19 protein-coding genes and 1 tRNA gene are annotated in these 23,200 nt (G+C 63.0%); 13 read left to right on the forward strand and 7 right to left on the reverse strand.

The annotated features are described in order from the left end of the window. The first annotated feature begins 64 nt into the window (after positions 1-64). The 4 genes from argF to rph all read left to right on the forward strand — a co-directional run bounded on the left by argF (position 65) and on the right by rph (position 2,761). Complete coding sequence (argF, locus tag J8F10_RS04905; RefSeq protein ID WP_210652743.1) at positions 65-976, forward strand: ornithine carbamoyltransferase; 912 nt, start codon at positions 65-67, stop codon at positions 974-976. A 105-nt stretch (positions 977-1,081) separates the two neighbouring features. Then, positions 1,082-1,417 carry a hypothetical protein gene (locus tag J8F10_RS04910; protein ID WP_210652744.1) on the forward strand — a complete coding sequence of 112 codons (336 nt, stop codon included), beginning with the start codon at positions 1,082-1,084 and terminating at the stop codon, positions 1,415-1,417. Beyond that, a complete protein-coding gene (locus tag J8F10_RS04915; RefSeq protein WP_210652745.1) occupies positions 1,402-1,851 on the forward strand; it encodes a hypothetical protein in 450 nt (149 codons plus the stop codon). The genes J8F10_RS04910 and J8F10_RS04915 overlap by 16 nt, the downstream gene beginning before the upstream one ends. A gap of 7 nt (positions 1,852-1,858) precedes the next feature. Further along, positions 1,859-2,761 (forward strand): ribonuclease PH, encoded by a 903-nt coding sequence (rph, locus tag J8F10_RS04920; protein WP_246522925.1) that lies wholly within the window; start codon positions 1,859-1,861, stop codon positions 2,759-2,761. Here the strand turns inward: rph and J8F10_RS04925 are convergent. Continuing rightward, on the reverse strand, positions 2,657-3,454 hold the full coding sequence (locus J8F10_RS04925; protein ID WP_210652746.1) for a hypothetical protein: 798 nt from the start codon (positions 3,452-3,454) through the stop codon (positions 2,657-2,659). The two genes, rph and J8F10_RS04925, sit on opposite strands and share 105 nt — an antisense overlap. Before the next feature lie 158 nt (positions 3,455-3,612). Between J8F10_RS04925 and trpS the strand changes: the two genes are divergently transcribed. Next, positions 3,613-4,692, forward strand: coding sequence for a tryptophan--tRNA ligase (trpS, locus tag J8F10_RS04930; protein ID WP_210652747.1), 1,080 nt, complete (start codon positions 3,613-3,615; stop codon positions 4,690-4,692). 2 nt (positions 4,693-4,694) lie between these two features. Here the strand turns inward: trpS and J8F10_RS04935 are convergent, their stop codons facing one another. Then, positions 4,695-7,214, reverse strand: a complete 2,520-nt coding sequence (locus J8F10_RS04935; protein ID WP_210652748.1) for a WD40 repeat domain-containing serine/threonine protein kinase — start codon at positions 7,212-7,214, stop codon at positions 4,695-4,697. A gap of 497 nt (positions 7,215-7,711) precedes the next feature. Between J8F10_RS04935 and J8F10_RS04940 the strand changes: the two genes are divergently transcribed. Further along, positions 7,712-10,192, forward strand: a complete 2,481-nt coding sequence (locus tag J8F10_RS04940; RefSeq protein ID WP_210652749.1) for a serine/threonine-protein kinase — start codon at positions 7,712-7,714, stop codon at positions 10,190-10,192. Positions 10,193-10,282: 90 nt separating this feature from the next. Here the strand turns inward: J8F10_RS04940 and J8F10_RS04945 are convergent, their stop codons facing one another. Further along, the gene (locus J8F10_RS04945) at positions 10,283-10,663 is read right to left on the reverse strand and encodes a hypothetical protein (protein ID WP_210652750.1); all 381 of its coding nucleotides are present in this window, start codon (positions 10,661-10,663) and stop codon (positions 10,283-10,285) included. A 610-nt stretch (positions 10,664-11,273) separates the two neighbouring features. On the opposite strand from J8F10_RS04945, the gene J8F10_RS04950 reads away from it, so the two are divergent. The 4 genes from J8F10_RS04950 to J8F10_RS04965 all read left to right on the forward strand — a co-directional run bounded on the left by J8F10_RS04950 (position 11,274) and on the right by J8F10_RS04965 (position 16,167). Next, positions 11,274-12,863, forward strand: a complete 1,590-nt coding sequence (locus J8F10_RS04950) for a phytoene desaturase family protein (protein WP_210652751.1) — start codon at positions 11,274-11,276, stop codon at positions 12,861-12,863. Positions 12,864-13,451: 588 nt separating this feature from the next. Then, entirely contained in the window at positions 13,452-14,468 is a 1,017-nt protein-coding gene (locus J8F10_RS04955; RefSeq protein ID WP_210652752.1) for a DUF1559 family PulG-like putative transporter, read from the forward strand. A gap of 20 nt (positions 14,469-14,488) precedes the next feature. Beyond that, complete coding sequence (locus J8F10_RS04960; protein ID WP_210652753.1) at positions 14,489-15,124, forward strand: hypothetical protein; 636 nt, start codon at positions 14,489-14,491, stop codon at positions 15,122-15,124. Positions 15,125-15,177: 53 nt separating this feature from the next. Further along, positions 15,178-16,167, forward strand: coding sequence for a DUF1559 family PulG-like putative transporter (locus tag J8F10_RS04965; RefSeq protein ID WP_210652754.1), 990 nt, complete (start codon positions 15,178-15,180; stop codon positions 16,165-16,167). A gap of 194 nt (positions 16,168-16,361) precedes the next feature. On the opposite strand, the gene J8F10_RS04970 is transcribed toward J8F10_RS04965, so the two are convergent. After that, complete coding sequence (locus tag J8F10_RS04970; protein ID WP_210652755.1) at positions 16,362-17,069, reverse strand: hypothetical protein; 708 nt, start codon at positions 17,067-17,069, stop codon at positions 16,362-16,364. A gap of 214 nt (positions 17,070-17,283) precedes the next feature. Between J8F10_RS04970 and J8F10_RS39715 the strand changes: the two genes are divergently transcribed. After that, positions 17,284-18,411: an RluA family pseudouridine synthase gene (locus J8F10_RS39715; protein WP_210652756.1), complete on the forward strand. Its 1,128-nt coding sequence runs from the start codon at positions 17,284-17,286 to the stop codon at positions 18,409-18,411. 27 nt (positions 18,412-18,438) lie between these two features. Here the strand turns inward: J8F10_RS39715 and J8F10_RS04980 are convergent, their stop codons facing one another. Continuing rightward, on the reverse strand, positions 18,439-18,750 hold the full coding sequence (locus tag J8F10_RS04980) for a hypothetical protein (RefSeq protein ID WP_210652757.1): 312 nt from the start codon (positions 18,748-18,750) through the stop codon (positions 18,439-18,441). Positions 18,751-18,862: 112 nt separating this feature from the next. Between J8F10_RS04980 and dapF the strand changes: the two genes are divergently transcribed. Continuing rightward, positions 18,863-19,723 (forward strand): diaminopimelate epimerase, encoded by an 861-nt coding sequence (dapF, locus tag J8F10_RS04985; RefSeq protein WP_210652758.1) that lies wholly within the window; start codon positions 18,863-18,865, stop codon positions 19,721-19,723. Next, positions 19,708-21,567, forward strand: coding sequence for a glycosyltransferase 87 family protein (locus tag J8F10_RS04990; protein ID WP_210652759.1), 1,860 nt, complete (start codon positions 19,708-19,710; stop codon positions 21,565-21,567). Before dapF ends, J8F10_RS04990 begins: the two co-directional genes overlap by 16 nt. Positions 21,568-21,611: 44 nt before the next feature. On the opposite strand, the gene trpC is transcribed toward J8F10_RS04990, so the two are convergent. Both trpC and J8F10_RS05000 read right to left on the reverse strand, forming a co-directional pair. Continuing rightward, on the reverse strand, positions 21,612-22,394 hold the full coding sequence (gene trpC / locus J8F10_RS04995; protein WP_246522927.1) for an indole-3-glycerol phosphate synthase TrpC: 783 nt from the start codon (positions 22,392-22,394) through the stop codon (positions 21,612-21,614). A gap of 632 nt (positions 22,395-23,026) precedes the next feature. Continuing rightward, positions 23,027-23,101, reverse strand: a tRNA-Pro gene (locus J8F10_RS05000). Between the last annotated feature and the right edge of the window lie 99 nt (positions 23,102-23,200).

A 23,200-nucleotide genomic window follows, 5' to 3' on the forward strand; every position in this document is an offset into this window, starting at 1 on the left:
TCGACTTCCCGGCGTCCGACACTGTGCCTTACTGACCGCCTCTACGACCACGACGCATCGAACAATGAAACACTTCCTGAACCTCATCGACCTGACGACGGACGAGTTGAGCCACCTGCTCGCCGAGGCCGCGCGGCTCAAGGACGCGCACACCCGTCGCATCCCGTCGCACAGCCTGAGCGGGCGCGTGGTGGGGTTGGTGTTCGAGAAACCGTCGCTGCGCACGCGGGTGAGTTTCGAGAGCGGTATCGCGCAGCTCGGCGGGACGAGCCTGTACCTGCCCGGCAACGAGGTCGGGTTGGGGTGGCGCGAGAGCCTCGCGGATTTCGCCCGCACGATTTCCAACTACCTCGATGCCCTGGTACTCCGCGTGTACCGGCACGAGACACTCGACGGGATCGCGAGTACCGGCAGCATTCCCGTCATCAACGGGCTGTCGGACTGGTCGCACCCGTGCCAGGGACTCGCCGACATCCTGACCGTGCGCGAACTGTTCGGCACCGAAACCGGGCGCACGATCGTGTTTGTCGGCGACGGCAACAACGTGGCGCGCTCGCTCGCAGTGGGGTGCGGTCGGCTCGGTATGCGGTTCGTGCTCGCGTGCCCCATCGGGTACGGCTTCGACGATCGGTTTAAAGCCCAATACACCGCGCGGGTGTCTCCCGATTTCCCGCGCGAAGTGAACGACCCGATCGCCGCCGTGAGGGGAGCGGACGTGATCTACACCGACGTGTGGACGAGCATGGGCCAGGAAGCCGAGCGCGAGGAGCGCCTGCGCCGGTTCGAGTCGTTCCAGGTGAATGCGGATCTGCTCTCGAAAGCCCCTTCGCACTGCAAAGTGCTCCACTGCCTCCCCGCGCACCGCGGTGAGGAGATCACCGACGACGTGATGGACGGCCCCGCGTGCGCTGCGTTCCAGCAAGCCGGTAACCGGATGCACGCCCAGAAAGCTGTGCTGGAATGGCTACTGAAGTGAAAGTTAGGTGGCTTGGGCGCCTTATTGAAAGTTTTACGAAGATGCTCGATTGGTGCTGCCGATATAGACAGTAGAAGCTCTGTTGGCACACCTTGAGATGCGTCGATGAGTAAATCGTTTACAATCAACCTCGGTGGCGAGGGTGAAATTCCTGGTGTTATCAACCAACAAGGGCCGTGGGTTTTGTCGCCGAATTGGAGGTGCAGTCGCGATGGGCGAACACTTCAGGAACTCGTTGCCGATGGTCATGTCTTCATCATCAGCCCGAACGTGCCGCTGCCATTTCCTGATGACTCTGTTGATCTTGTCTACACCAACAGTGTTCCCATCGATATGAAGTCGCTCCTCGGAACGGGGGTGCAATCCTCCGAGATTTGCCGTATCCTGAAGCCGGGCGGAGAATGGCTCCGAGACGGGGTGTTGGAATGGACGAAGCCGTAACTTTCCGTGACCTGTCTTCGCGCGACCCACAAGTGGCAGGGGCGTTGGCCGCGCGCGCGGGGCGATCCGCGCTCTCGTGGTTCCCGGATCGCGCCGAAACGAATGGCACGGGTCGGCGCCTGATTCTTGGCGTTGCGGTGTGGTCGATGTACGACCTGAAGCTGCTAGATCTCGTGAACGACGCGGTTGCAAGCGGCTCGCATCCCGGACTCCAAGTCGCAGTGTTCAACATCGATGAACTTGCATCACCAACCGAACTACAACGCATTTTCCCCGGTATTGGCGAAGTGCTTCAGTCGCCCGCCGTCGGTTATTGGGAAGCCGGTCAGTTGAAGGAAACTGCGACCGGTTTCCACGCCCGCCAACTGATCGGACGGGTGCTCGGTTTCGACCCCAATCTTGTTCTCGAATCGCCCACCGCGGCGGCCGGATAAACACTCAATGCCTCGACCCAACGACCGCGCTCTCTCTGCACTTCGTGAACTGAGTTTCCTGCGGGCCTTCACTAGACCGGCGCCGGGTTCGGTCCTTGTGAAGATGGGCCGCACCACCGTACTCTGCACGTGCTGTGTGGAGCCGAAGGTGCCGGACTTCCTGGTCGGGAAGGGGAAGGGCTGGCTCACTGCGGAATACGGCATGTTGCCCGGGTCCACCCACACGCGCAAGGCACGCGACAAAGCGGGCAAAGTGGACGGGCGCAGTGTCGAGATTCAGCGGCTCATCGGGCGCAGCTTGCGTGCGGTCGTGAACCTCGACAAACTCGGCGAGCGCACCCTCTGGATCGACTGTGACGTACTCGAAGCCGACGGCGGTACGCGGACCGCGAGCATTACGGGGGCGTTTGTCGCGGCCGTCGACGCGGTGAATTCGATCAAGGCGTTACTCACGATTCCCGTATCCGAAGTACTGACCGACAGCGTTGCGGCCGTGAGCGTGGGGCTCGTGGACGGCGAGGAGCGGCTCGACCTCGAATACGTCGAGGACCGCGACGCGGACGTGGACATGAACCTCGTGATGACCGGTAGCGGCAAGATCATCGAAGTGCAGGGCAGCGGCGAAGAAGCGACGTTTTCGCGCAAACAGCTCGATGCGCTCGTGGACTTGGGCGAAGCCGGCATCCGCGCGATCACCGCGGAACAGAAGAAGGTGCTCGGCACCGCGTGGCCGTTTAGGCGAACCCCGCCCGCAAGGGCGGCGGGATTATCTTACTCCACCCGCCGCCCTTGCGGGCGGGGGCCACTATCTTCCCACCGCGTACATCAATTTCCCTTCGACCACTACCGCGTACTCCGGTTCCGGGATCGCGTTCGTCGGCACGAGACGCACGGCGCGCACGTCGTGTAGACGCTTCACGCCGTCTTGAAATGCGGGCAATGACAATTCCGGGAAGCGCACACCGATCGCGTGGAACAGTTCGGGGAGCGGGCAATCGCCGCCCGCGCCGGATTCGGATCGCCTGTCCAAATACTCCAGTGCATCGATGGCCCACGGTACGACTCGGCCGACTGACTCCGTGACCGCCGGCCCACTCGTCTCCGCGCGCCGCAGTGCCGATTCGCAGCGCTTCGCGAGGTCGTCGAGGCGCGCGAGCATTGCGGACGCGCGTTCCTCGAAGTTCGCGGAGAGTGCGGCGAGTTCTGCTTTTGCTTCCGCCATGAATGAGGGTACGCCGGTGCGGGTCGCCTGAAGCACGTCCTTCAGCTCGCGCAGAATGGAGCGCGGCGAATCGTGGTCGTGGATGTAGCCGACTGCCTTCGGCGTGGCGCATACCCATTCGGTAATCAGCTTGCCCTTCGCCTCGGTGCGGACCGTTTCGAGCAGCCCGGCGCGGAGTGCGTGGAGTGCGGCTTCGGCCGCGATTCCCGTGCGCGCGGGGAACAAGCCCGGCAGTTTGCCCGACTGGAACAACCGGTGCTCGCCGGCGTTGTGGATCGCGGTTTTCAGGGCTTCGAGGAGGCACTCGGTGTGGCGCGGGTCGTTCAACGCGACGAAGCCGCCGGGCGCGTGCGTATCGGAGATCGGGAAGGGGCCATCCATGCCGTGACCCGTGGTTTCGGGACCGAACCGGCCGTAATGTAACCGTGTCCGTGTCGATAAGAAAAGGCCAAGCAAAGTCGTCGGCACACTCTGTGGCTGTTGCGGTTACGGCGCGCGGAGTGTGCCGACGACTTTGGCCGGGTTTGGGAGCTTCAGCGATGAGTGTTACCGTCCGCCCGCGCATCCTCAGCGGCGTGCAGCCGTCGGGCAAGTTGCACCTCGGCAACTACTTCGGCGCGATCAAGCAGCACATCGAGCGGCAGGATTCGGGCGAGTGCCTGTACTTCATCGCGGATTATCACTCCCTCACGTCACTGCGAGAGGCCGAAGAAAAAGAAGCCGGGCTCGCGTCAAAAAACAAATCGATCGTGGCTCGACCCGCACGGCAAATTCTCGCGGACAATGTGCGTGATGTGGCGCTCGACTACCTCGCGCTCGGGCTCGATCCCGCGAAAGCGAGTTTCTTCCGCCAGTCGGACGTGCCCGAAGTGTGCGAACTCGCGTGGTTCTTCTCCACGGTCACCGGGATGGGCCTGCTCGAACGCGCGCACTCGTACAAGGACAAGGTCGAGCGCGGCCTTACAGCAACCGTGGGCCTTTTCACCTACCCCGTGCTGATGGCCGCGGACATCCTCATTTACCGCTCGCACCTCGTCCCGGTGGGTAAAGACCAGGAACAGCACCTCGAAATGACGCGCAACATCGCCGGGTCGTTCAATCACGCATTCGGCGAAATCTTCCCGTTGCCCGATGGCGTCTACAACGAAGCGGCCGTGGTGCCCGGGACCGATGGCCAGAAGATGAGCAAGAGCTACGGCAACACGATCGAGATCTTCGCCGAGGGGAAGGCGCTCAGGAACGCGGTGATGGGCGTCGTCACCGACTCGACGCCGGTCGAGGAGCCGAAGAACCCGGAGACGTGCAACGCCTTCGCGCTGTACAAGCTCTTCTCGACCGCGGCCGAACAAGCGGAAATGGCCGACCTGTACCGTAACCCGATGAAAGGCGCGGAATCCCGCGGCGGTCGGCCGTTCGGTTACGGCGATGCGAAAACGCAACTTCTCGCGAAGATCGAAGCCTACTTCGCAGCGGCCCGCGAGCGCCGTAAGCAACTCGCTCGCGATCCGGGGTACGTGGAAGAAGTGCTCGTTGCGGGCGCGAAGCGAGCGCGGGCGCTGGCTCAAATCACGCTCCAGCTCGTTCGCAAGGCCGTGGGGATTCACCCCAGCCCGGTGTAGTGTTACGGCAGTGGCCAGAGCCGAATCGTCGCGTCCGCGCTGCCCGTGAGCACTCGTTTGCCCTCGGGTGAAATTGCGAGCGCATTTACCGGGCCGTCGTGCTTGAACCGGGCGATTTCTTTTCCGGTCTCCGTCAGCCACACGCGAACGGTGCCGTCCTCGCCCGCGGTGACCACACGAGCGCCGTCCGGAGTAAATTTCAACACGTTTACCTTGCTCTTGTGCCCTCTACCGACCGCTGTCGGTTCTTTCGTGCCCGTCCCCCAGAAGTAGACCGCCCCGTCAGCACATCCCGCAGTGAGGTGCTTACCGTTCGGAGCGACTGCGACGCTCTGAATGCTCGCGGTGGCCCCAGTAAACTCCGGCGCGATCGGCTTGCCGCTGTCCTGGTCGTAGAGCGCGAGCGCTGTGTCTTTTGCAACCAGCACTCGGTGCCCGCTCGGATCGAAGCAGGCGGTGTCGCCGGGGAAGAGCTTCGGTTCGCCGACTGTCATCGTGCGCGCGTCGGTGAATGTGACCGGGCACAGTTGAACCGTTCCAACCGGTTTGCCGCCGGGTTGCGTGACAAAGGACAGTAACAGGCGTGTGCCGTCCGCGGACGCGGTGAGCAGACTGGTGCGGTGCTTCTTGGTACTCGCGCCAGCGACCGTCGGCCCGTCGTTGGTCGGCGTTTCGCCGCTAGAAAGCGGTACGGCCCACCACCGGTACGCATCGCTCTTGAGATCCGCGTCCGGGAACTGGCACCCCACGACCGCGCCGGCTTTGGGAAACAGCGCGACGCGACCGCTGCCGATCGTGTCCCAGCGCGAGAAGATTTCGTTCGTTTCGGTGGCGTACAGCGCCCCACTGATTGTCAGCTCGTGAGCCTGCGGGCGCCGTAAGACGCCCGTCGGCCATTCCATGGAGACGAACTTCTTGCCGTCGGGGAGAAATACGAGATCCGAGACCGGTCCCAGCGCCTCCCAGCGCTTCGCCTCCCTCCCGTTCGTGATCGTGGCTGCTACCACTTCGGGTACAATCGGCCCCAGTGCGATGTCCCTGTTCGCACTTTCTGAAGTTACGTTGAACTCGCGCCGCTCGATGATTTCTCCGCCAATTCTCAGCGTGAGCCGGTACGTTCCCGGCGCGAGTTCGAGTGGGCGTTTGAGATCGTCGCTGGTGCGCGCCTTCTCACTCTCACTGGTCGGGAGCGATGCGCCACTGAGGTAGACGACCGCTCCGGGTTCGCGCGCGGATGGCCAGTCGTCGAGCTTCACCGTGATTTGAACGGGGTGAACGCCGGGCGACTCGAGTGGGGTCGGTTTACGGATGGAAACTAATGCGATTATCACTGCAATCAACAGCCCGACACCCGCAACCAGTCCGGCGGTTTTGCGGCGCGAAACTCGAGCATCGGGTTCGCGCCGACTCGGTTGCGGTTGTGGGAGGGAGTGCGCGGTGGGGCCGGCCGCGTTGTTGATCGTGGAATGGGGCGGCACCGCGAGAGCGCGAGCCGAGTTCGTCGCGATGCGGGCCGTTCTCTGGTCGCAGAACGGGGCGAGCGCTTCGGCAACTTCGAGGGGCAATTGGTAGCGCTCGTCCGGGCTCTTCGCCATCATCTTCTGGACCACGGCGGCTAACCCGGGAGCCAGATCGGGACGCACGATATCGAGTGGGGTCGGGGATTCGCTCGCGTGCGCGACCAGCTTCGCGAGCGCGCTACCGGCGGGGAAGGGCACTCGGCCCGTGAGGAACTGATAGAGCGTGCATCCGAGCGAGTACACGTCCGAGCGGATGTCCGCCGCGGCCGCGGAACTCGCTTGTTCCGGCGCAATGTAATCCGGTGTGCCCATCACCGCGCCGACCTCCGTCAACCGGCCGGCGCCGGAATCGCCCAAGTACGCGAGGCCGAAATCCGCGATCTTCACCGTTCCTTCCGCCGCGCTGAACAATAGGTTCGATGGCTTGATGTCGCGGTGTATCAAACCGTGTTCGTGGGCGTGCTGGAGCCCCAGCGCGGTTTGGTGCGCGTAGTGGCACGCCTCGCCCGCGGGGAACGGACCTCGGCGGGCCAGTTCGTGCCCCAAGTCGGAACCCGCGATCAACTCGGTCACCAGAAAGTGCCGGTCGTTGAACGCTCCCGTGTCGTAGGCGCGGACGATATTTGGGTGCGCGAGCCGGGCCGTGGCCCTCACCTCTTGCTCGAAGCGGCGAACTGCGGATTCGCTCCCGAACCGGTCGTCGCGTATCAGCTTTACCGCGACCACGCGGTCCATTGCGGTGTCGCGGGCTTTGAGTACCAGGCCCATTCCGCCTTCGCCAAGTTCATCGAGGATCGCGTAGCGCCCGATAGTGAGTTCGTCGGCGTGCCCGGAAAGGATCATTCGAGCTTGGTATTCAGTCAGGATCTCGCGCCGAATCAGCTCGCCGGGAAGTTCATCCGTTGCGGGCCGAGCGAGTGCTTCGGCCGCGGCCGCCGCTTGGCTGTTGGGGAGGGGCAGATTGCGAACAACGGTCGCGAACTGGTCGGCGGACAGTTTCACACCAATCTCCCGAGAGGGCGATCAAATTATGCTACCCGCACTGCCCGGAGCGTGCCAGAAGCGGTTCGGCTTCGCTCACATCTGAATCCCGCGCACAATTTGGGAATCTCGTTTCCACTTTTCAGCCCGGCGCGCAAACCCAACCGAACGCGCACGTCCGAAACGCCGACCTATTCGGCGATTGTGACCTACGAATTCGGTGTGGCAGAACGCTCGGACTCCAATCGCACCGTGCGCCTGCTTTCGCACTCCCCGCCCAACACGTAGCGAGGGTGCCCGCTGTGGCCATCGCCTGTCCGTATTGTGCCCACCGACTGAACCTGAAGTCCGCGAAGCCCGGCCGTTACCGGCCGAAGTGTCCCGCTTGCGCGCAGCCGTTCATCTTGTGCGTACCGGACGAACCCGGGAGCGCCTGCCAAATTCAGGGGCTTCCGAACGGCACGCAAGTTCGTGCGAATCACGAGCCGGCTTCGGCTTCCGCGGTAGGTGTCGAACTCGTGACCCCGCCACCTATGGAAGCACCTTCGGGCGTCTCATCGGGTGCGGGTACGCCGTTCCCGTCTTCGCACGTTTTCGGCTTCGCCAGCACCAATCCCGACCCCGATAAGCGCCACGCGACTCCCTACCCCGGTCCCAGTAGCGGTGGGGATGCGGACGATCTGCGTATCGCGCCGCGGACGGACGTGCGCGGGTACGCGATCGAGCGCGAACTCGGGCGCGGGGGCATGGGCACGGTGTACCTCGCGACGCAACTCTCGCTCGATCGACCAGTTGCGCTGAAGGTGATGAGTAAGCGCTGGGCCAACGACCCGGTGTTCGTGGCCCGGTTCACGCGCGAGGCGTTCGCCGCCGCCCAACTTTCGCACCCCAACATCGTTCAGATTCACGATATCGGTGAAGTCGACGGGGCGCGCTTCTTCAGCATGGAATACGTCCGCGGGAAGTCACTCGCGGATCTCCTCAAGGTGCAGGGCAAGCTCGATCCAGAAACGGCGGTCGGTTACACCCTCCAGGCCGCACGCGGCCTGAAGCACGCACACGACCGCGGGATGATTCACCGTGACGTGAAGCCCGACAACCTGCTGCTCGATACGCAGGGCTTGGTGAAGGTTGCGGACCTGGGCCTGGTGAAGACGCCCGCGGTGTCGCGCGCGGACGACCGTCTCGCGGACGCGAGTTCGCGAAGTGGGCTGCTCTCCCTTCCCCCCGACATGACCGGCGCGCGGATCGCGCTGGGAACGCCCGCGTACATGTCGCCCGAACAGTGCCGCGACGCCGCGACCGTCGATCACCGTGCGGACATCTACTCCCTGGGCTGCACGCTTTACGTCCTCGTAACCGGCCGCCCGCCGTTTGATGGGACGACCGCCATCGAGCTGATGTCGAAGCACGCCTACGACCCACTCGTGCCGCCGGAACAGATCGTCGCCCGGGTTCCGAAGGAAGTCTCCGCGGTCATCCAGCGAATGATGGCGAAGAGCCGGGACGATCGTTACCAGGACATGAGCGAGGTGATTCGGACCCTCGAAGCGTGGCTCGGGGTCTATCACGCGGGCACGTTCTCGCCGCAAGAGGACCAGATTTCGCGGCTCGAGACCTCCGTCCTCCGGTTTAACACCTGCGGCACTGCGGTGTTGCGGGGGCGCCTCATTTCGGGGTTCTTTGGCACGATCGCGCTCGTGGCCGTGCTGCTCGCGTTCTTCGGGAAAATCGGCTGGGCGTTCGGCACCTTCGGCCTGGCGCTCGAAGCCACGCTCGCGTACTTCCTGCTCGACGGGATCACCCGCAAGGGGCACCTCTTCAGTTGCACGCGGCGGTTCATCGCGGGTTTGGGGCGGGGCGACTGGATCGTGGGGCTGTCGGGCTTCGCGATGTTCTGCGTGCTGCTCGCGCTGCTGAAAGTGTTGTGGATCTGGATCGGCTTCGGGTTGATCGGGGTCGGGATCGCGTTCGCACTGCGCTACGGCATGGACCGCGCGCTGGCGGAGGAGCGCCGGGAAATTGTTGACGGGTGCGAGCGGCAACTTCGGCGGATGCGGGCACGCGGACTGGACGAAGAGGAACTGCGCCAGTTCGTGGCGAAGTTCGCCGGGCGCGACTGGGAAGAGTTCTTCGAGGCGCTGTTCGGTTACGAGGCGAAGTTGGCCGCGCGCGCCGTGTTGCTCCGCGGGGGGGCGGCCGGGGTGCGCGAGAAGCACGCGGCCTGGCGCGAACCGGTTCTCGCGACAATGGAGCGGATCGAGAAGACCCGTAAGGAGGCCCGCGAACGGAAGTTACTTCTCGCGGTCGAGCGCGCGAACCTGCTCGCGGCCGGCGCGAGCGCCCAGACCGCAGAGGATCAGGCCAGCGCCGCGGCCGATGCGATGGTTCGAGCCGCGCATGAAATTCGGCGAGCGGAAACGGCTTCCGGAGGGGCCGCTGCACACGCGCCCGCGAGCGTGCGAACACTGTTCCGTGCGGCCGAACAGCCGGACGACTTCGTCTTCGTACCGACGCGGAAACGTGACCCGATCGGGGCCGTGATCGCGCTGTTCGTCGGGCCGCACATTCGCGCGATCGGTGCGGCGGTGCTGCTCGCGGCGTGCGCGCTGTGGGCGCAGCAGAACGGTCTGCTCCCCGGCGCCGAACTGCACGCCCAAGCCACGCAAGCGGTGGACAGCCAAGATTTGTCGGTTCTGCAACAACCGGTCGCGCTCGATGCGAACCGCGCAACGAGGCCGCTGGCACTCCCCGGCGTGCCGGCGCCCGCCCTCGCTTGGGTGGACGGTTTTAACGTCGGACTTGCGGGCCTGATGATGCTCGCATCACTTTTCTTCCGCGGGAACCTGATGAGCGTGCTCGTGCTGATTGGGGCCGGGGTTGCGGCTGCCGGGCACCAGTTCGGCATCCACACGGTCCCGCCGTTCCGCGACTACCACGTGTCGCTCATGCTCGGCTCATTGCTCACGCTGGTAGGCTTCCGCCTCGGTACGCGCTGAGTGCGTTCTGAAGTTCGCCTTTCACCCACCCGTTGGCACTCGCGGTTCGTTAAGAGCCATCAGCAAACCGCGAGTGCCAACGAGTGGCGGTCAATCGTAATTGAGGAACCGCTCGGCCTTGAATTTCTTGTCCCCGGTCAGCGGGCACACCTTCATTTCTGTAATCGACGGGATCACCGGGAGCGGGGCCTCGACACCGGGGAACTTGTACAGCTTGATCGTCTCGCCCGTGCGGTGGTCCCAAATACTTCCGGCCGGTTTCGGCTCAGCTTCGTCGCGGTTCCAGTCGAGGTAAACGAACTTCTTCGACGCGGGATCGAAGGCGGTCCACCGCTCGAACTTCCGCCCGCCACCGAAATCGACGTTGTAAGTCACGTCCTTGTCCCCGTCCTTTGCGGTGACCTTGTACCGGGCGCCCGCATCGGCGGTGGCTGCGGTGAGCGCCAGGAGTGCAACGGCGAGAACGCGCATGAGTAACCCTCGTGAGTTTGCGAGCCGAGGAAGTCTACGGAGGCGAATTCAGGACTGCAACGAAGTCGTTACACGCAGAGCGGCACAATCGCGGGGCGGGCAAACTGAGCCGCGTCGTTTCATTTTTTTCGACCGCGCGGCTAATTGTTACTGGCAATCTGTACACAAATCGATTATCATGAGCGAACTTTGGCAACGACCCAGATTTGCATCGGTGCGGCGCACGATCTGAATGGCTGGTGGCTTTGCTGTTCATTACGACGCTAGCCTGTTTCGTTTGATTTGTAAGATATTGCTTAAATTGACGTTGCGGCAATTGGCTAACAATTGGGGAGGGCCGAAAATGTTAGTGATTGTTACCCACCGACTCAATAACTGATTGATTTGTAAGTGTTTAATTATCATTTTGAAATGACTTTCTTTCGCAATGCGAATGAGGCGATGGGAATCGCGATTCTGGCGGCGCATTGTCCGGTGTTCATTGTGCCTGTGTGTGCGGGGCGCTGCCGAGAAGTGCCCACGGTGCTGCGCACCGCTCCGGGGTTCGAGCGCGTGGGCTTTTCGCGGCACCGTTCCTATCAGTGACGGTACCCTTATTCGAGACGCCGCCATGCCAACAAACACATATGACGCCATCATCATCGGGGCCGGACACAACGGACTCGTCACGGCCGCGTACCTCGCGAAAGCCGGGTACAAAGTGCTGGTACTGGAGCGGCGCGAGATCGTCGGTGGGTGCTGTATTACCGAGGAACTGTGGCCCGGCTTCAAGGTGTCCACCGCGGCCTACGTCAACAGCTTGTTGCGCCCCGAGATCATCCGCGATTTGGAATTGAAGAAGTACGGCTTCGAGATGCTCCCGCGCAGCCCGTCATCGTTCACGCCCTTTCCGGACGGCCGGTACCTGATGATGGGACCAGACAAGGAACTGACGTACCGCGAGATCGCGAAGTTCTCGAAGAAGGATGCGGAGGCGTACCCGAAATACGAGGACATGCTCACGCGCGTCGCGGACTTCCTCGAACCGATGCTGACGCAGACCCCGCCCGACCCGTTCGGCGGGCTCGGGAGCCTCTGGAAGCTCGGCAAACTCGGGCTCGGCTTCCGCGGATTGGGGCGCACGACGGCGACAGAAGCCGTGGAGATTCTCACAGGGGCCGCGCGCCCGATCCTCGACCGCTGGTTCGAGTCGGAGGAACTGAAGGCGACGATCGCGACGGACGCGGTCATCGGCGCGTTCGCGCCGCCGTCACACCCCGGCACCGCGTATGTGCTGTTCCACCACGTCATGGGCGAGTGCAACGGTGTTCGCGGGGTGTGGGGCTACGTTCGCGGGGGAATGGGCACCATCTCGAACAGTATCGCGTCTGCGGCGAAGAGTTACGGGGTCGAGATCCGCACGAACGCGGACGTGGGCAAGATTCTGGTCGCCGACGAGCGCGTGATCGGTGTCGCGCTCAAAGACGGCACCGAGTTCCGCGCGAAGCGGGTGGCTTCTGGCGCGGACGCCAACGTCACGTTCCTGAAACTGATGGACGCGAAAGACCTGCCGCCGGAGTTCGTCACGCAGGTGAAGAAGATCGACTACTCCAGCGCAACGGTGAAGATCAACGTGGCTCTGGACCGGCCACCGAACTGGAAGGCGCTGCCTTCAGACGGGAAGGTCGGTCCGCAGCACCACGGCACGATGCACGTCTGCCCGGACCAGGACTACATCGAGCGCGCCTTCGACGACGCGAAGTACGGGCGCTGCGCACGCGACCCGATGCTCGAATGCACGATGGCGACTGCGCTCGATAGCACGCTCGCACCGGAGGGGAAGCACATCCTCAGCATGTTCGTACAGTACGCGCCGTACACGTTGAAGGACTCGACCTGGGACGTCGAGAAGGACCGGTTCGCGGACCGGTGTTTCGACATCCTGGAGGAGTACGCGCCGGGCTTCAAATCGAGCGTTCTGCACCGGCTCGTGATCCCGCCGCCGGATATGGAGAAGGTGTGGGGCATCACGGGCGGGAACATCATGCAGGGCTCGATGAGCCTGTCGAGCATGTTCAGTTTCCGCCCCGTGGCCGGGTACGCGAACTACCGCACCCCTGTGAAGGGTTTGTACATGTGCGGGGCTGCGGCGCACCCCGGCGGTGGCGTCATGGGTGCGTGCGGTCTGAACGCCGCCCGTGAGATTTTAAGGGACGGGTGAGCGCTAGCGATTAAGCGGGTTCGGTGTTGAGAACTTGCCAGTCGCTATGAGGTTGCTCGCGACTGGCACCATGTCGAATTTTCTTTCACAATTTCGAGCTGCTTCCTTTCACAATTTGGCCCAATTCGGATGCACAAAATGCAACGGCTCTGGGCAGAATGCTCGTGTTTGTGACGGCAAGATCACGGGCGAAATCGCTGCAAACAAAGGCGATTTCGTCGCGATTAAACGCTGGAGACGGATGGCACGTACCTTGCTTTGAGTCAAAGGGGGTTAGTCGCGAGAGGACAGTTAATTTAAGATCGGGATAGAAATTGTGAAAATTGGTTGTTGACAACCCAAAACCGGTCGGCAATTATTTTTGGGTAGATTCAGATTCGCGTGATGGAACTGATAACTTCGCGGAGACCTCGCCCGCGAAGTTGTTTCATTTACGCGAATGCGGTTCGGGCGAGTTCTCTTCCCGGTGTCTCTCGGCTCGCCTCACCGTTCGACGCCCACTATTCGTTTCGTTCCGCTTCATTCAGTCAATGATCGACCGGCCCACGGTACGTGCTGCGCCGGACGATCGTCTCGGGGGTGCTTCAAATGCTGCGGTTCCGTCCACCTCGAACGGGCTTCACGCTCATTGAGTTGCTGGTGGTGATCGCGATTATCGCGGTCCTGATCGGGCTGCTCCTGCCCGCGGTCCAAAAAGTGCGCGACGCGGCAGCGCGGGCGCAGGGCCAGAACAACCTGAAGCAGCTCGGGCTCGCGGCTCAGAGTTACCACGACGCCAACAACAAGTTCCCGCCCGCGTGCGGGTGGACCCCGACTAAGCCGACCGGAACGCCGGGGGGCTCCACCCCCTACGGCACGCCCGGGGGCGTAGACGGGACCGCGTTCTTCCACCTGTTCCCGTACCTTGAGCAGGGCAACATTCTCGCCGCCAACACCGGCGCGTTCAGCCAGTTCAATTGGAACAACAACACCACCACTAGTTTCGTCTCTGCGACTTACGCCAACAAGGGGGCCGACACCGCGGGCAGTTACGACTACTATGCTCCAGCCGTCAAGGTGCTGATCGCACCCAACGACCTGACCGCTTACGATCAGTCCCCGTCCGTCAGCTACATCGTTAACAGCGACGTGTTCGACGGTAAGCGGACAATGCTCGGGATCTCGGACGGCACTAGCAACACGATCGGGATCGCCGAGGGGTACGGGTACTGTTACTCGCAGGGTACCTACTCGCAATCTCAAGTGGGGAACATAGTCACGGTCACCTACTCGGGTGGTTACCGGTACGGGTACTGGGCAATGAACGCCGAGGATGCCGGTGTTCAAACGCAAAACTTCTCGTACTCCGACGGAACCCTAACTTACAATTACAACTACACCTACCTCGCTGGTGCCCCCTTGTTTGCGCGAGTCGCAGGCAAGACATTCGAGAGCAAGCCTCAAAGCTACTCCTGCGATTCCTCACTTCCGCAATCGCACTCCACGGGGGTGATTCAGGTCGGATTGATGGATGGTAGTGTCCGTGGGGTCCGTGCCGGGGTCAGCAACGTGACCTGGGAAGCGGCCCTGACCCCCGACGCGGGCGATATTGTTAGCGACCTCTAAAAATGTGCGGAGGTCTGCCCGTGTTGGTGCGCACTGCCTCGTGTCTCGCGGCTTTCGTTCTTGGTGCCTCGCTTCTAGCGGGGTGCGGGACAAAGCCGCCCGAAGTAAAAACGAATCCGACGGACAAAGAACACCCAACCTTTGGAATCCCGATCGCCAAGGGTGGGACGTCTACTGTCTCCGGCAAAGCGACGCTGAACGGTGAACCCCTCACTGTCGGTCGCGTGCTGCTATTTACGGCCGATGGTTTGGTCATGTCGATCGGCACAATCGACGCGACGGGCAGCTACAAACTGACCGGCGCGCCGGACGGGCCGGCTTCGGCTGTCGTACTTTTGGACCCTGACGGGAAGATGCCGATCCCAACCGGTGGCAGTGCTTCCGCCGGTCCTACCACTAAGGGAGGACCACCCGGTGGTAAGGGCGGTCCAATGAAAGGGCCGCCCGGCGGCCCTCCAGGTGGTGGTCCGCCACGGGTGAATGTCATCCAACCGTTCCCGGCCCCTTTTCTGGAGCAATTGAAGTTCACCGTCCCGGCCAAGGAACAAGCTAGGTACAAGGCGGCTCACGCCAAATACGGCCAAAGTACCACGGCCAATCCCCTCAAACTCACGGTGTCCGGGGATACGACCTTCGATCTGATCCTCACGAACTGATCCGAACTCCGCATTCATAACTGCCGCGCTTGCGGCCCCACTCGGGAGACGCCATGAGTCGGACACAAACCCGCGCCCGTGCCGGGTTCACCTTGATCGAGTTGCTAGTGGTGATCGCGATTATCGCGATCCTTATCGGGTTACTTCTACCCGCAGTTCAGAAGGTGCGCGAAGCCGCCGCGCGTACCCAGGGCCAGAATAACCTCAAGCAAATGACGCTCGCTGCGCACAACTATGAGAGCGCGAACAAGAGGCTGCCGAGCTCTTATGGAGACTCCTTGTACACCGGTAAGGATCCGTCCCAGACCTATTACTACACCTACGGCGCCGGGTACGTGGGGAACGTGTTTTACGGATTGCTCCCATACGTCGAGCAGGACGCGCATTTCAAGTCCGGCTCCTATTCTGGGACCGGGAACATTTACCAGCAGGGGAAGTACACTCTCGGATCGTTTACAGCCAACGTCGCGTGGAAAGCACCCGGAGGGAAGGTGAAGACGTACATCGCCCCGAACGACCCGACCATCGACACGGACCCCAAGAACAACAGTCCCGTCAGCTACTTGCCGAACGGTTCGTCCCTGTCCTCCTCCAAGTCGCTCACGAAGTTCAACATCGGTACCTCGAACGTTGTGATGTTCACCGAGGGGTACACGGTCTGCCAAACCAAGTTCTCGTACTATTGGGACCCGAGCACGAAGTACAACTACATCCGGCAACAGGCGTGGAACTTCGGGGACTATTACTCCAAGGGCGAGCCGTACACGCCGGACCCGTACTACACGATGACGCTCTACGTCAACGCGTACACCTACGACTACTCGAACGACCAGTACTGGACGAAACCCCCGATCGGCCCGTTCCAAACACGGCCCGCGGCTGCCGACTGTCGGTACGATCTGGCACAGAGCTTCAGTGCCCTTGGGGTGCTTCAAGTCTCAATGAGCGATGGGAGCGTGCGCGGGGTTCGCCAGTCGGTCGACCAAAACGCATGGCAAGGTGCGATCTACGATTGGAATTACGGCAGCACCAATCTCGATTGATCCGCGAACGCGGTGCTGAATAACCACCTGAAGGGCCGGCAGTCGCGACTGCCGGCTCGCTCTTTTTCCCACGTACCAAAGTACCCTTCGCAATAGTGCTTCAGGGTGTGTTGTTCCGCGCATCGCGCCCGTCAACGTTTTCCTCTGGTCGGCATCGCTTCCTCGAACGAGAAGCGATAATTTGGACGACACAATCAGGTGGTTTTCCGGGCGGTGAGAAGTTTTTTCCACCGGGGCGTTGGTTTTGCGTTTTTGGGTGATGGTAATGGTGGATCTGGTTCTTCCTCGGTATCCTCTTCGTCTTCTTCTTTCGGCTCGGTTGCTGGTTCCAGATCCTTCGTTGACACCGACTGGAGCAAGATGCCGAGCACGACCAACCCGACCACAACCCCGTTAAGAGCCGCGACGTTCCGCGTGACCCAATCGCCGGTATTAATGCTCCAGAATTGTTCGACCAACAGGGTACTCGCGTGCCCGGCGAGGAGCACTCCCATGAGACTCGTGAGGAGCATCGTCCAGAGGCGGTAGAGCAACAGCCCAAACAGTCCGCCACAGAGGAACACGGCCCAGAGTTCTTGGGCTTGAGGGAGCACCCACTGAACCGCGAGCCACGCCCCGCACCCGCCGGCCACGAACGCGAGCACTTTTGCTAATTCCAGTGCCAACAACCCTGCGGCGACCGCGAGCAAAATACCGACCGCCATCACCTGTGTGCCGCCGCTCGTGCGGCCCGCGTTCAAACCAATTAATCCGGCCGCGAGCGTGATTCCCGCAACCACCCAAAACCGGTGCCAGCGCCAGCCGAACAGCCACAGCGCGAAGCCGAGCACGGTAATGGTCCCGGCCATCGCGCCGGTCATTCCGCGGGCTTCGGCCAGGATATCGGGAGCGATCAGTTGCACATCGCACCGTTCGGAGCAAGAGGCCGTTCAAAAGGTCCGTGTTCAGGCTACGGTCGACCAGTGAAAGCTGTCAAGCGCCCTCCGGCCCAGCCCGGCCGGGATTCCGGTCGGCGCTAACCGATGTTTCCGGTTGTTTGCAGGTTCCTTTCTCGCGGGGTGCTACAAAGGAATCTAGCTCGCCATTACGTAGTTGTTCTCACGCCGAGGTATTTTCGTGCCCCCGATTCAGTTCGTTGTCGATCGCCGGGACGCCGGGCAGACGCTCGCTGCGGTGCTCAAATCGCGGTTCGGCATCCCGTGGGCGCAGGCCAAGCGCCTCGTCGCGGGTCGGCACGTCAAAGTGAGCGGTCAGGTCGAGACGGACGTCGCCCGCCGACTGAAACTCGGTAAGCGCGTCGAACTCGCCGCCGGTACCGTCGAGGTGAAGAAGGCGCCCGGGACCAAAGAGGGCAAAAAGCCGGCGGATCAGAAGGGAAGGGGTGAAGGGCCGAAGGGGAAAACCGGTGAGAAGCGCGCGGCACCTCTCGCACCCGGGCCACGCAAAGCCGCGCCCAAGGCGCCCGAGCGCAAGACCGGTTCGGCTCCTTCGACCGGCCGTTCTCACCCCTCATCTCTCGATCTCGATGCGATCGTCTACGTTGACGACGCGGTGGTCGTCGTGAACAAGCCGATCGGCTTGACGACGATGCGGCACAAGGACGAGGTCGACGAGTTCGGCGCGCACGGCCAGCGGTTCCTGACGAAAACGCTCGCGGGCATGCTCCCGGCTTTGTTGGGCGCACCCGACAGGCCGGTGACCGCGGTCCACCGCCTCGACCGCGATACGTCCGGGCTGGTCGTGTTCGCGCGCACGAGCGCCGCCGCCGAGAACCTCACGAAGCAGTTCCGCAAACACACGACCGAGCGGCGCTACCTCGCGCTCACCCGCGGCGTTCCGAAGTCGGCGCGCATCGCGTCCGTGTTCGTGCCCGATCGCGGCGACGGTCGGCGCGGGAGCACAACCGACCTGATCGCGGAGGACGGCAAGCGCGCCGTCACGCACGTTTTTGTGCCGGAGTCGTGGGGCGATTTCGCCCTTGTGGAATGTCGTTTGGAAACGGGGCGCACGCACCAGGTGCGCATCCATCTGGGGGAAGCGGGCGCGCCGTTGTGCGGGGAAACCGTGTACGACCGCCCGATTGACGGCAAACCGCGACCCGACGCGAGCGGCGCGAAGCGCCCGATGCTCCACGCGGTACACTTGGGATTCGCGCACCCGGATACGGGTGAGAACGTGAACTGGGAAGTTGCGCCGCCGCAGGACTTTCGAGATTTATTGAGCAAACTGCGCGCGGCGAAGTGAAAACGGTGATTGGACGCGCTGCGGAACCTACGACCGGGGCGGTAACTCGCCCTTCTTGATGAGTGCGGCCAGCGCTGCGATGTGCTTGCAGCGGTCCCAGCGCAAGAAGCCCATGCACTCGCACGCCGTGTCTTCGGGTCGGCCCACGCGGACGTGATACAAATCCCCCTGACCGAGCCGGTGGACCGCGAACCCGCGCCCACCGATGTCGCACCGGATCTCGAGAAACGTGTAGAACTGGCACGCCCCGTCAATTTCGAGGCAGAAGACGCCCACACCGTCCGCGTTCGGTGGGCGGACGATCCGAACGGTTCGCGCGGGTGCCTTCACTGTTCCCATAACGGGTATTATTGTCGCGCGCCCGACCCTCTTGGTAGGTCGGGGAGCGGAGATAGCCTGTTCGGCGCGCCCCGGCACCTTACAATTGGGGAATACATTCGGAGAACCCGCCATGCGATTCACGAAGATGCACGGCATCGGCAACGACTACGTTTACGTCGATTGCGTGCGCCAGAAGCCGCCCGCGGACCCGGCGGGGCTGAGCCGCGCGGTCAGCGATCGGCACTTCGGCGTCGGGTCGGACGGACTCATTTTGATCTGCCCCAGCGAGCGCGCGGACGCCCGGATGCGGATGTTCAACGCGGACGGGTCCGAGTCCGAGATGTGCGGCAACGGGCTGCGGTGCGTGGCGAAGTTCGTACACGACCACGGCATCGCGACGAAGCCCCGGCTCGCGATCGAGACCGGCCGCGGAGTGCTGACGGTCGATCTCGAAGTGCAATCGGGCAAGGCCGTTCGCGTGCGCGTGAACATGGGTGAACCGATCCTCGAGTCCGCCAAGATTCCGACCACACTCCCCGGCGACCCTCCCGTGAACGTGCCGATCACGTTCGACCACCCGCAGGGGCAACTCGAAGTGACCTGCGTGTCAATGGGCAACCCGCACGCGGTCGCGTTCGTTGACGAAGAGTGGTTGCGCGCCGGGGACCGGGATCTCGTGGCGACCGTGGGGCCGAAAATCGAGAACCACGCGGCGTTCCCTCGGCGCATCAACGCACATTTCGTGAAGGTGCATTCGCCCAACGAAGTCACGATGCGAACGTGGGAGCGGGGCAGCGGGATCACGCTCGCGTGCGGTACCGGGGCGTGTTCGGTGTGCGTGGCCGGGGTGCTGACCGGGCTGACGGGCCGGAAGCTCCTCGCTCATTTGCCCGGCGGCGACCTCGAACTGGAATGGTCCGAGGCCGACAACTGTGTGTACATGACCGGCCCCGCCACCGAGGTGTTCACCGGTGAGTGGCCGACCGCGTGAGTTCCTCCCTTCCTCCTGAGCCCGACCGCGGTTACGTCATCCCGGCCCGGTGGTGGTCGTGGATCGGCGCGCCGGAGGCGCGCGCCGCGCTCGTTTGGCTCGCCGTTCTGGTCACCAGCGCGGTGTTCACCTACCGTGCTTTCGTGTGGTTCGCGAACCCACCGGACGCCCCGCCCGAGCGCCAGCGCGCGGACGGGAGCGCCGGGCACGCGCAGGTCGACTTCGGCGGGCAGTGGCTCATGGGGCGCATGATCGTCACCGGGAACGGGCGCGCGCTTTATCACCGGCAGCGGCAGTGGAGCGTGCTCCGCGCCGGGTACCCGGACTCGGCCGAGGCGCCGGCCCAGCGCAACGGACCGACGCTCGCGCACCCGTTCGCGACTTCGGCGCGCCCGAACGAGACGATGGCGCACGACGCCGACAATTTGATGGGCTGGTTCATGGGGGTCGAAAACGACCCGGCGTGGGATTGGAAAACTGTGGGCGGGGCCGCGGTCGCGCCGCTCTCGCAACCGCTCACGGGCAACCCGTTCGTCGCGGTCGCGCTGGAGAAGCAGGCGACCGATTCGGTTTCGCCGCGGATCGTTGAGGCCGTGAACAAGCCGTCCGTCGGGGGGCCGCTTTACCCGCCCGTTCACGCGCTCTTCTATGCGCCGCTCGGGTTGATCGAGAACCCGCAGCACGCGTACCGCACATTTCAGGCACTCAGCCTGTTCGTGATTCTGCTGAGTGGTCTGGGCGTGAAGGTTCTTTCGCGCGGGCGCGTGTGGTGGTCGGTCGCGACCCTCTGCATCCTGTTTTTCCCGGGCACGCGGGGCGCGATCGACCTCGGCCAGAACCCGGCGCTGTCGCTGTGTACCCTCGTGTGGGGGTGGGCACTGACCAGTCGCGGGTACCCCGTGGCCGGCGGGATGGTCTGGGGGCTGTTGGCCTTCAAACCGGTTTGGGCGATGGCCTTCTTTCTGGTGCCGCTTCTGATGCGGAACTGGCGATTCTGTGTCGCGATGGTGCTCACCGGTGCGGCACTGGGCGCGATCACACTTCCCCTCGTTGGGCTGCAGAGTTGGTTCGAGTGGCTGGAGGTCGGGCGCTCCGCGTCCGAGCTTTACAAGGTCAACGACAACTGGATTCACCTGAGCCGCGATCTGCACGGCATCCCGCGGCGCGTCCTGCACGACTTCAGCAAGCCGGAAAAGGAGCGCGAGACCGCACTGGCGAACGGACTGGCCTGGGGCCTCTGGGCAGTCGTGTTCGGCGGGACCGCGCTGATCTACCTGACCCGCGGGGACCGAACGCGCGGAACCGGGCTGAGTGCCGGGTTTCTGTTTCTCGGCGCGTACCTGACGTGCTACCGCTTCATGTACTACGACGTGCTGCTCGGAGCGGTCGCGGTGGCGGTGCTACTTGCCGAACCGCGGCACTTCCTGCGGACGAGCGCGTTCGGGCTCGTGCTCGGGAAGATCGATCCCGGGCTCCCAACGAAGCGCGAGTTGGTTCCACCCGCGCGCGCGTTGCAACCGTTTGGCGCGCGAATGCTCGGGTACGTGAACTCGTTCCCGTTCACGGTCTTGGTGCTGCTCTTCCTGTTAGAGAACTCGTTGAGCGGGATGAATCTGGAGGCGACCGTCGGGTTCGGCTACTTCGCAACCCCGCCAACGGAACCGGGAGGCGGAGCCACGCCACGACTGAAGGCCGACACGGGTGCGAAGTACCCCCTGGACACATTTCTGCTGCTCGCGCTGTGGGCGTGGTGCGCTTGGCGCGTAATCCGGGGTGACGAGCGCAGCGAAAGTGGCACTTTCAGTGTTTCGGGAGTGAGCGCCCGCGACGGAGCCACGAACTGAGCCGGCCCGGTACCTAGAGGTGGCTCCTGGGGCGATCAAGGGCACTACTTTCCGCGCAGCGCGTCGAGCGCGGCTCCGATATCCTCGGCGCGCATAAGCGATTCGCCTACGAGTACCGCCCGCGCGCCGGCCGAGCCGAGCCGTACCAAGTCCGCGTGCGTCTTGATGCCGCTCTCGCTCACAACGACGCGATCAACGGGGATCTTCGGCAACAGTTCCAGTGTGTGTTCCAGGCGCGTCTGGAACGTGCGCAAGTCACGGTTGTTGATACCGATGATCGCGGCGCCACAATCCAGAACGCGCGGCAACTGGTCCGCGTCGTGCAATTCCACGAGCGTGTGAAGCCCCAGCGCGGTGGCCTGCTTCTGGAGTTCCGCGAGCCGCTCCCCGGGCAGGCACTCCGCGATGAGTAGCACTGCGTCCGCACCGGCGCACCGGGCTTCGAGGAGCTGGTACCGATCGAGGATGAAGTCCTTCCGCAACACCGGGCACGCGACCGCTGCTTTCACGTCGGTGAGGTACTGTAACTGACCCTGGAAGTAGTCCCGATCGGTCAGCACGCTGATCGCCGCGGCGCCGTGCTGTTCGTAAGTGGTCGCGATGCGCACCGGGTCGAAGTCGGCACGGATCACACCCGCGGACGGCGACGCCTTTTTCACTTCCGCAATGAGGGTGATGGACCCCAGTCGGCGGACCGCGCTCTTGAAGTCGCGGGTCGGTTCGGTGTCGAATGCGCGGCGCTCGAGTTCGATCTCAGGCACTGCGGCTTTCGCGGTCGCAATTTCGCTACGCTTTGTTTCAACAATTTGGTCGAGGATACTTGGCATAAGATGTATTTCCCCTGATTTTCCTGGTTTTGGCGGCTTAAAATGCTGTGGAATGCACGGTATCGGCACCGCTTCAACCGCGGTTTGAACATGAGCCATCCAAGCCGCATGTGATTCCGCGAGCAGACCCGTTGGTGGGTGACGACAATCAACGATGCACAGGTTTGAAAAAGACGAGACGGCCGCTCGGCCCGTGTGGTCGGGTCCAGTTTTTGGCTTGTCCTGCACCCGTGTGTTGCATTCCCACCAACGAGATTCCACCCAACGGCTCGTCGTCAGCACCCTCGCGACAATACCGACGTTCGCGCGGAAAGCTGCTGGCGGCGCTCGATCACTTTCCGGTCGCGTTCTTTGATCCGTTCGGCACCGACCTCATGTCCGTCGCCGGACCGGACTCTCATTGATACCTATCCCGCCATCCGGACGGTGTCGGTTGTATCGCGGAACGGGGTTCACCGAGGGCTCGTTCAAGAACGGCCGGGGGCAGACGACTACGGGGGAATGTACGGATAAACTGAAGCATAATCTATGCGGTCGCACAGACAGCCAGGACTTATCTCGAGTGGAAATTGTGGGTCGTAAAATGACACAACCCCTGGTTTTAACCAGGGGTTGTGGGGGTCGCAGTCATGTCGGGCTGGCGGGATTTGAACCCACGACCTCTTGCACCCCAAGCAAGCGCGCTAGCCAAGCTGCGCTACAGCCCGATCCGTCCGACACCTGCTTTGTAATCCTTTGACCCCGAAACGGCAACCGCATTGCGTCACTTGCCCGGTCCGGTCGCGCCGAACGGCCGGCGCCTTTGA

The organism is Gemmata palustris, assembly GCF_017939745.1.
GTDB lineage: Bacteria > Planctomycetota > Planctomycetia > Gemmatales > Gemmataceae > Gemmata > Gemmata palustris.

Coding starts and splice junctions, on each gene's coding strand:
- argF (WP_210652743.1), top strand. CDS start 65: ATGAAACACTTCCTGAACCTCATCGACCTGACGACGGACGAGTTGAGC.
- J8F10_RS04910 (WP_210652744.1), top strand. CDS start 1,082: ATGAGTAAATCGTTTACAATCAACCTCGGTGGCGAGGGTGAAATTCCT.
- J8F10_RS04915 (WP_210652745.1), top strand. CDS start 1,402: ATGGACGAAGCCGTAACTTTCCGTGACCTGTCTTCGCGCGACCCACAA.
- rph (WP_246522925.1), top strand. CDS start 1,859: ATGCCTCGACCCAACGACCGCGCTCTCTCTGCACTTCGTGAACTGAGT.
- J8F10_RS04925 (WP_210652746.1), bottom strand. CDS start 3,454: ATGGATGGCCCCTTCCCGATCTCCGATACGCACGCGCCCGGCGGCTTC.
- trpS (WP_210652747.1), top strand. CDS start 3,613: ATGAGTGTTACCGTCCGCCCGCGCATCCTCAGCGGCGTGCAGCCGTCG.
- J8F10_RS04945 (WP_210652750.1), bottom strand. CDS start 10,663: ATGCGCGTTCTCGCCGTTGCACTCCTGGCGCTCACCGCAGCCACCGCC.
- J8F10_RS04950 (WP_210652751.1), top strand. CDS start 11,274: ATGCCAACAAACACATATGACGCCATCATCATCGGGGCCGGACACAAC.
- J8F10_RS04955 (WP_210652752.1), top strand. CDS start 13,452: ATGCTGCGGTTCCGTCCACCTCGAACGGGCTTCACGCTCATTGAGTTG.
- J8F10_RS04965 (WP_210652754.1), top strand. CDS start 15,178: ATGAGTCGGACACAAACCCGCGCCCGTGCCGGGTTCACCTTGATCGAG.
- J8F10_RS04980 (WP_210652757.1), bottom strand. CDS start 18,750: ATGGGAACAGTGAAGGCACCCGCGCGAACCGTTCGGATCGTCCGCCCA.
- dapF (WP_210652758.1), top strand. CDS start 18,863: ATGCGATTCACGAAGATGCACGGCATCGGCAACGACTACGTTTACGTC.
- trpC (WP_246522927.1), bottom strand. CDS start 22,394: ATGCCAAGTATCCTCGACCAAATTGTTGAAACAAAGCGTAGCGAAATT.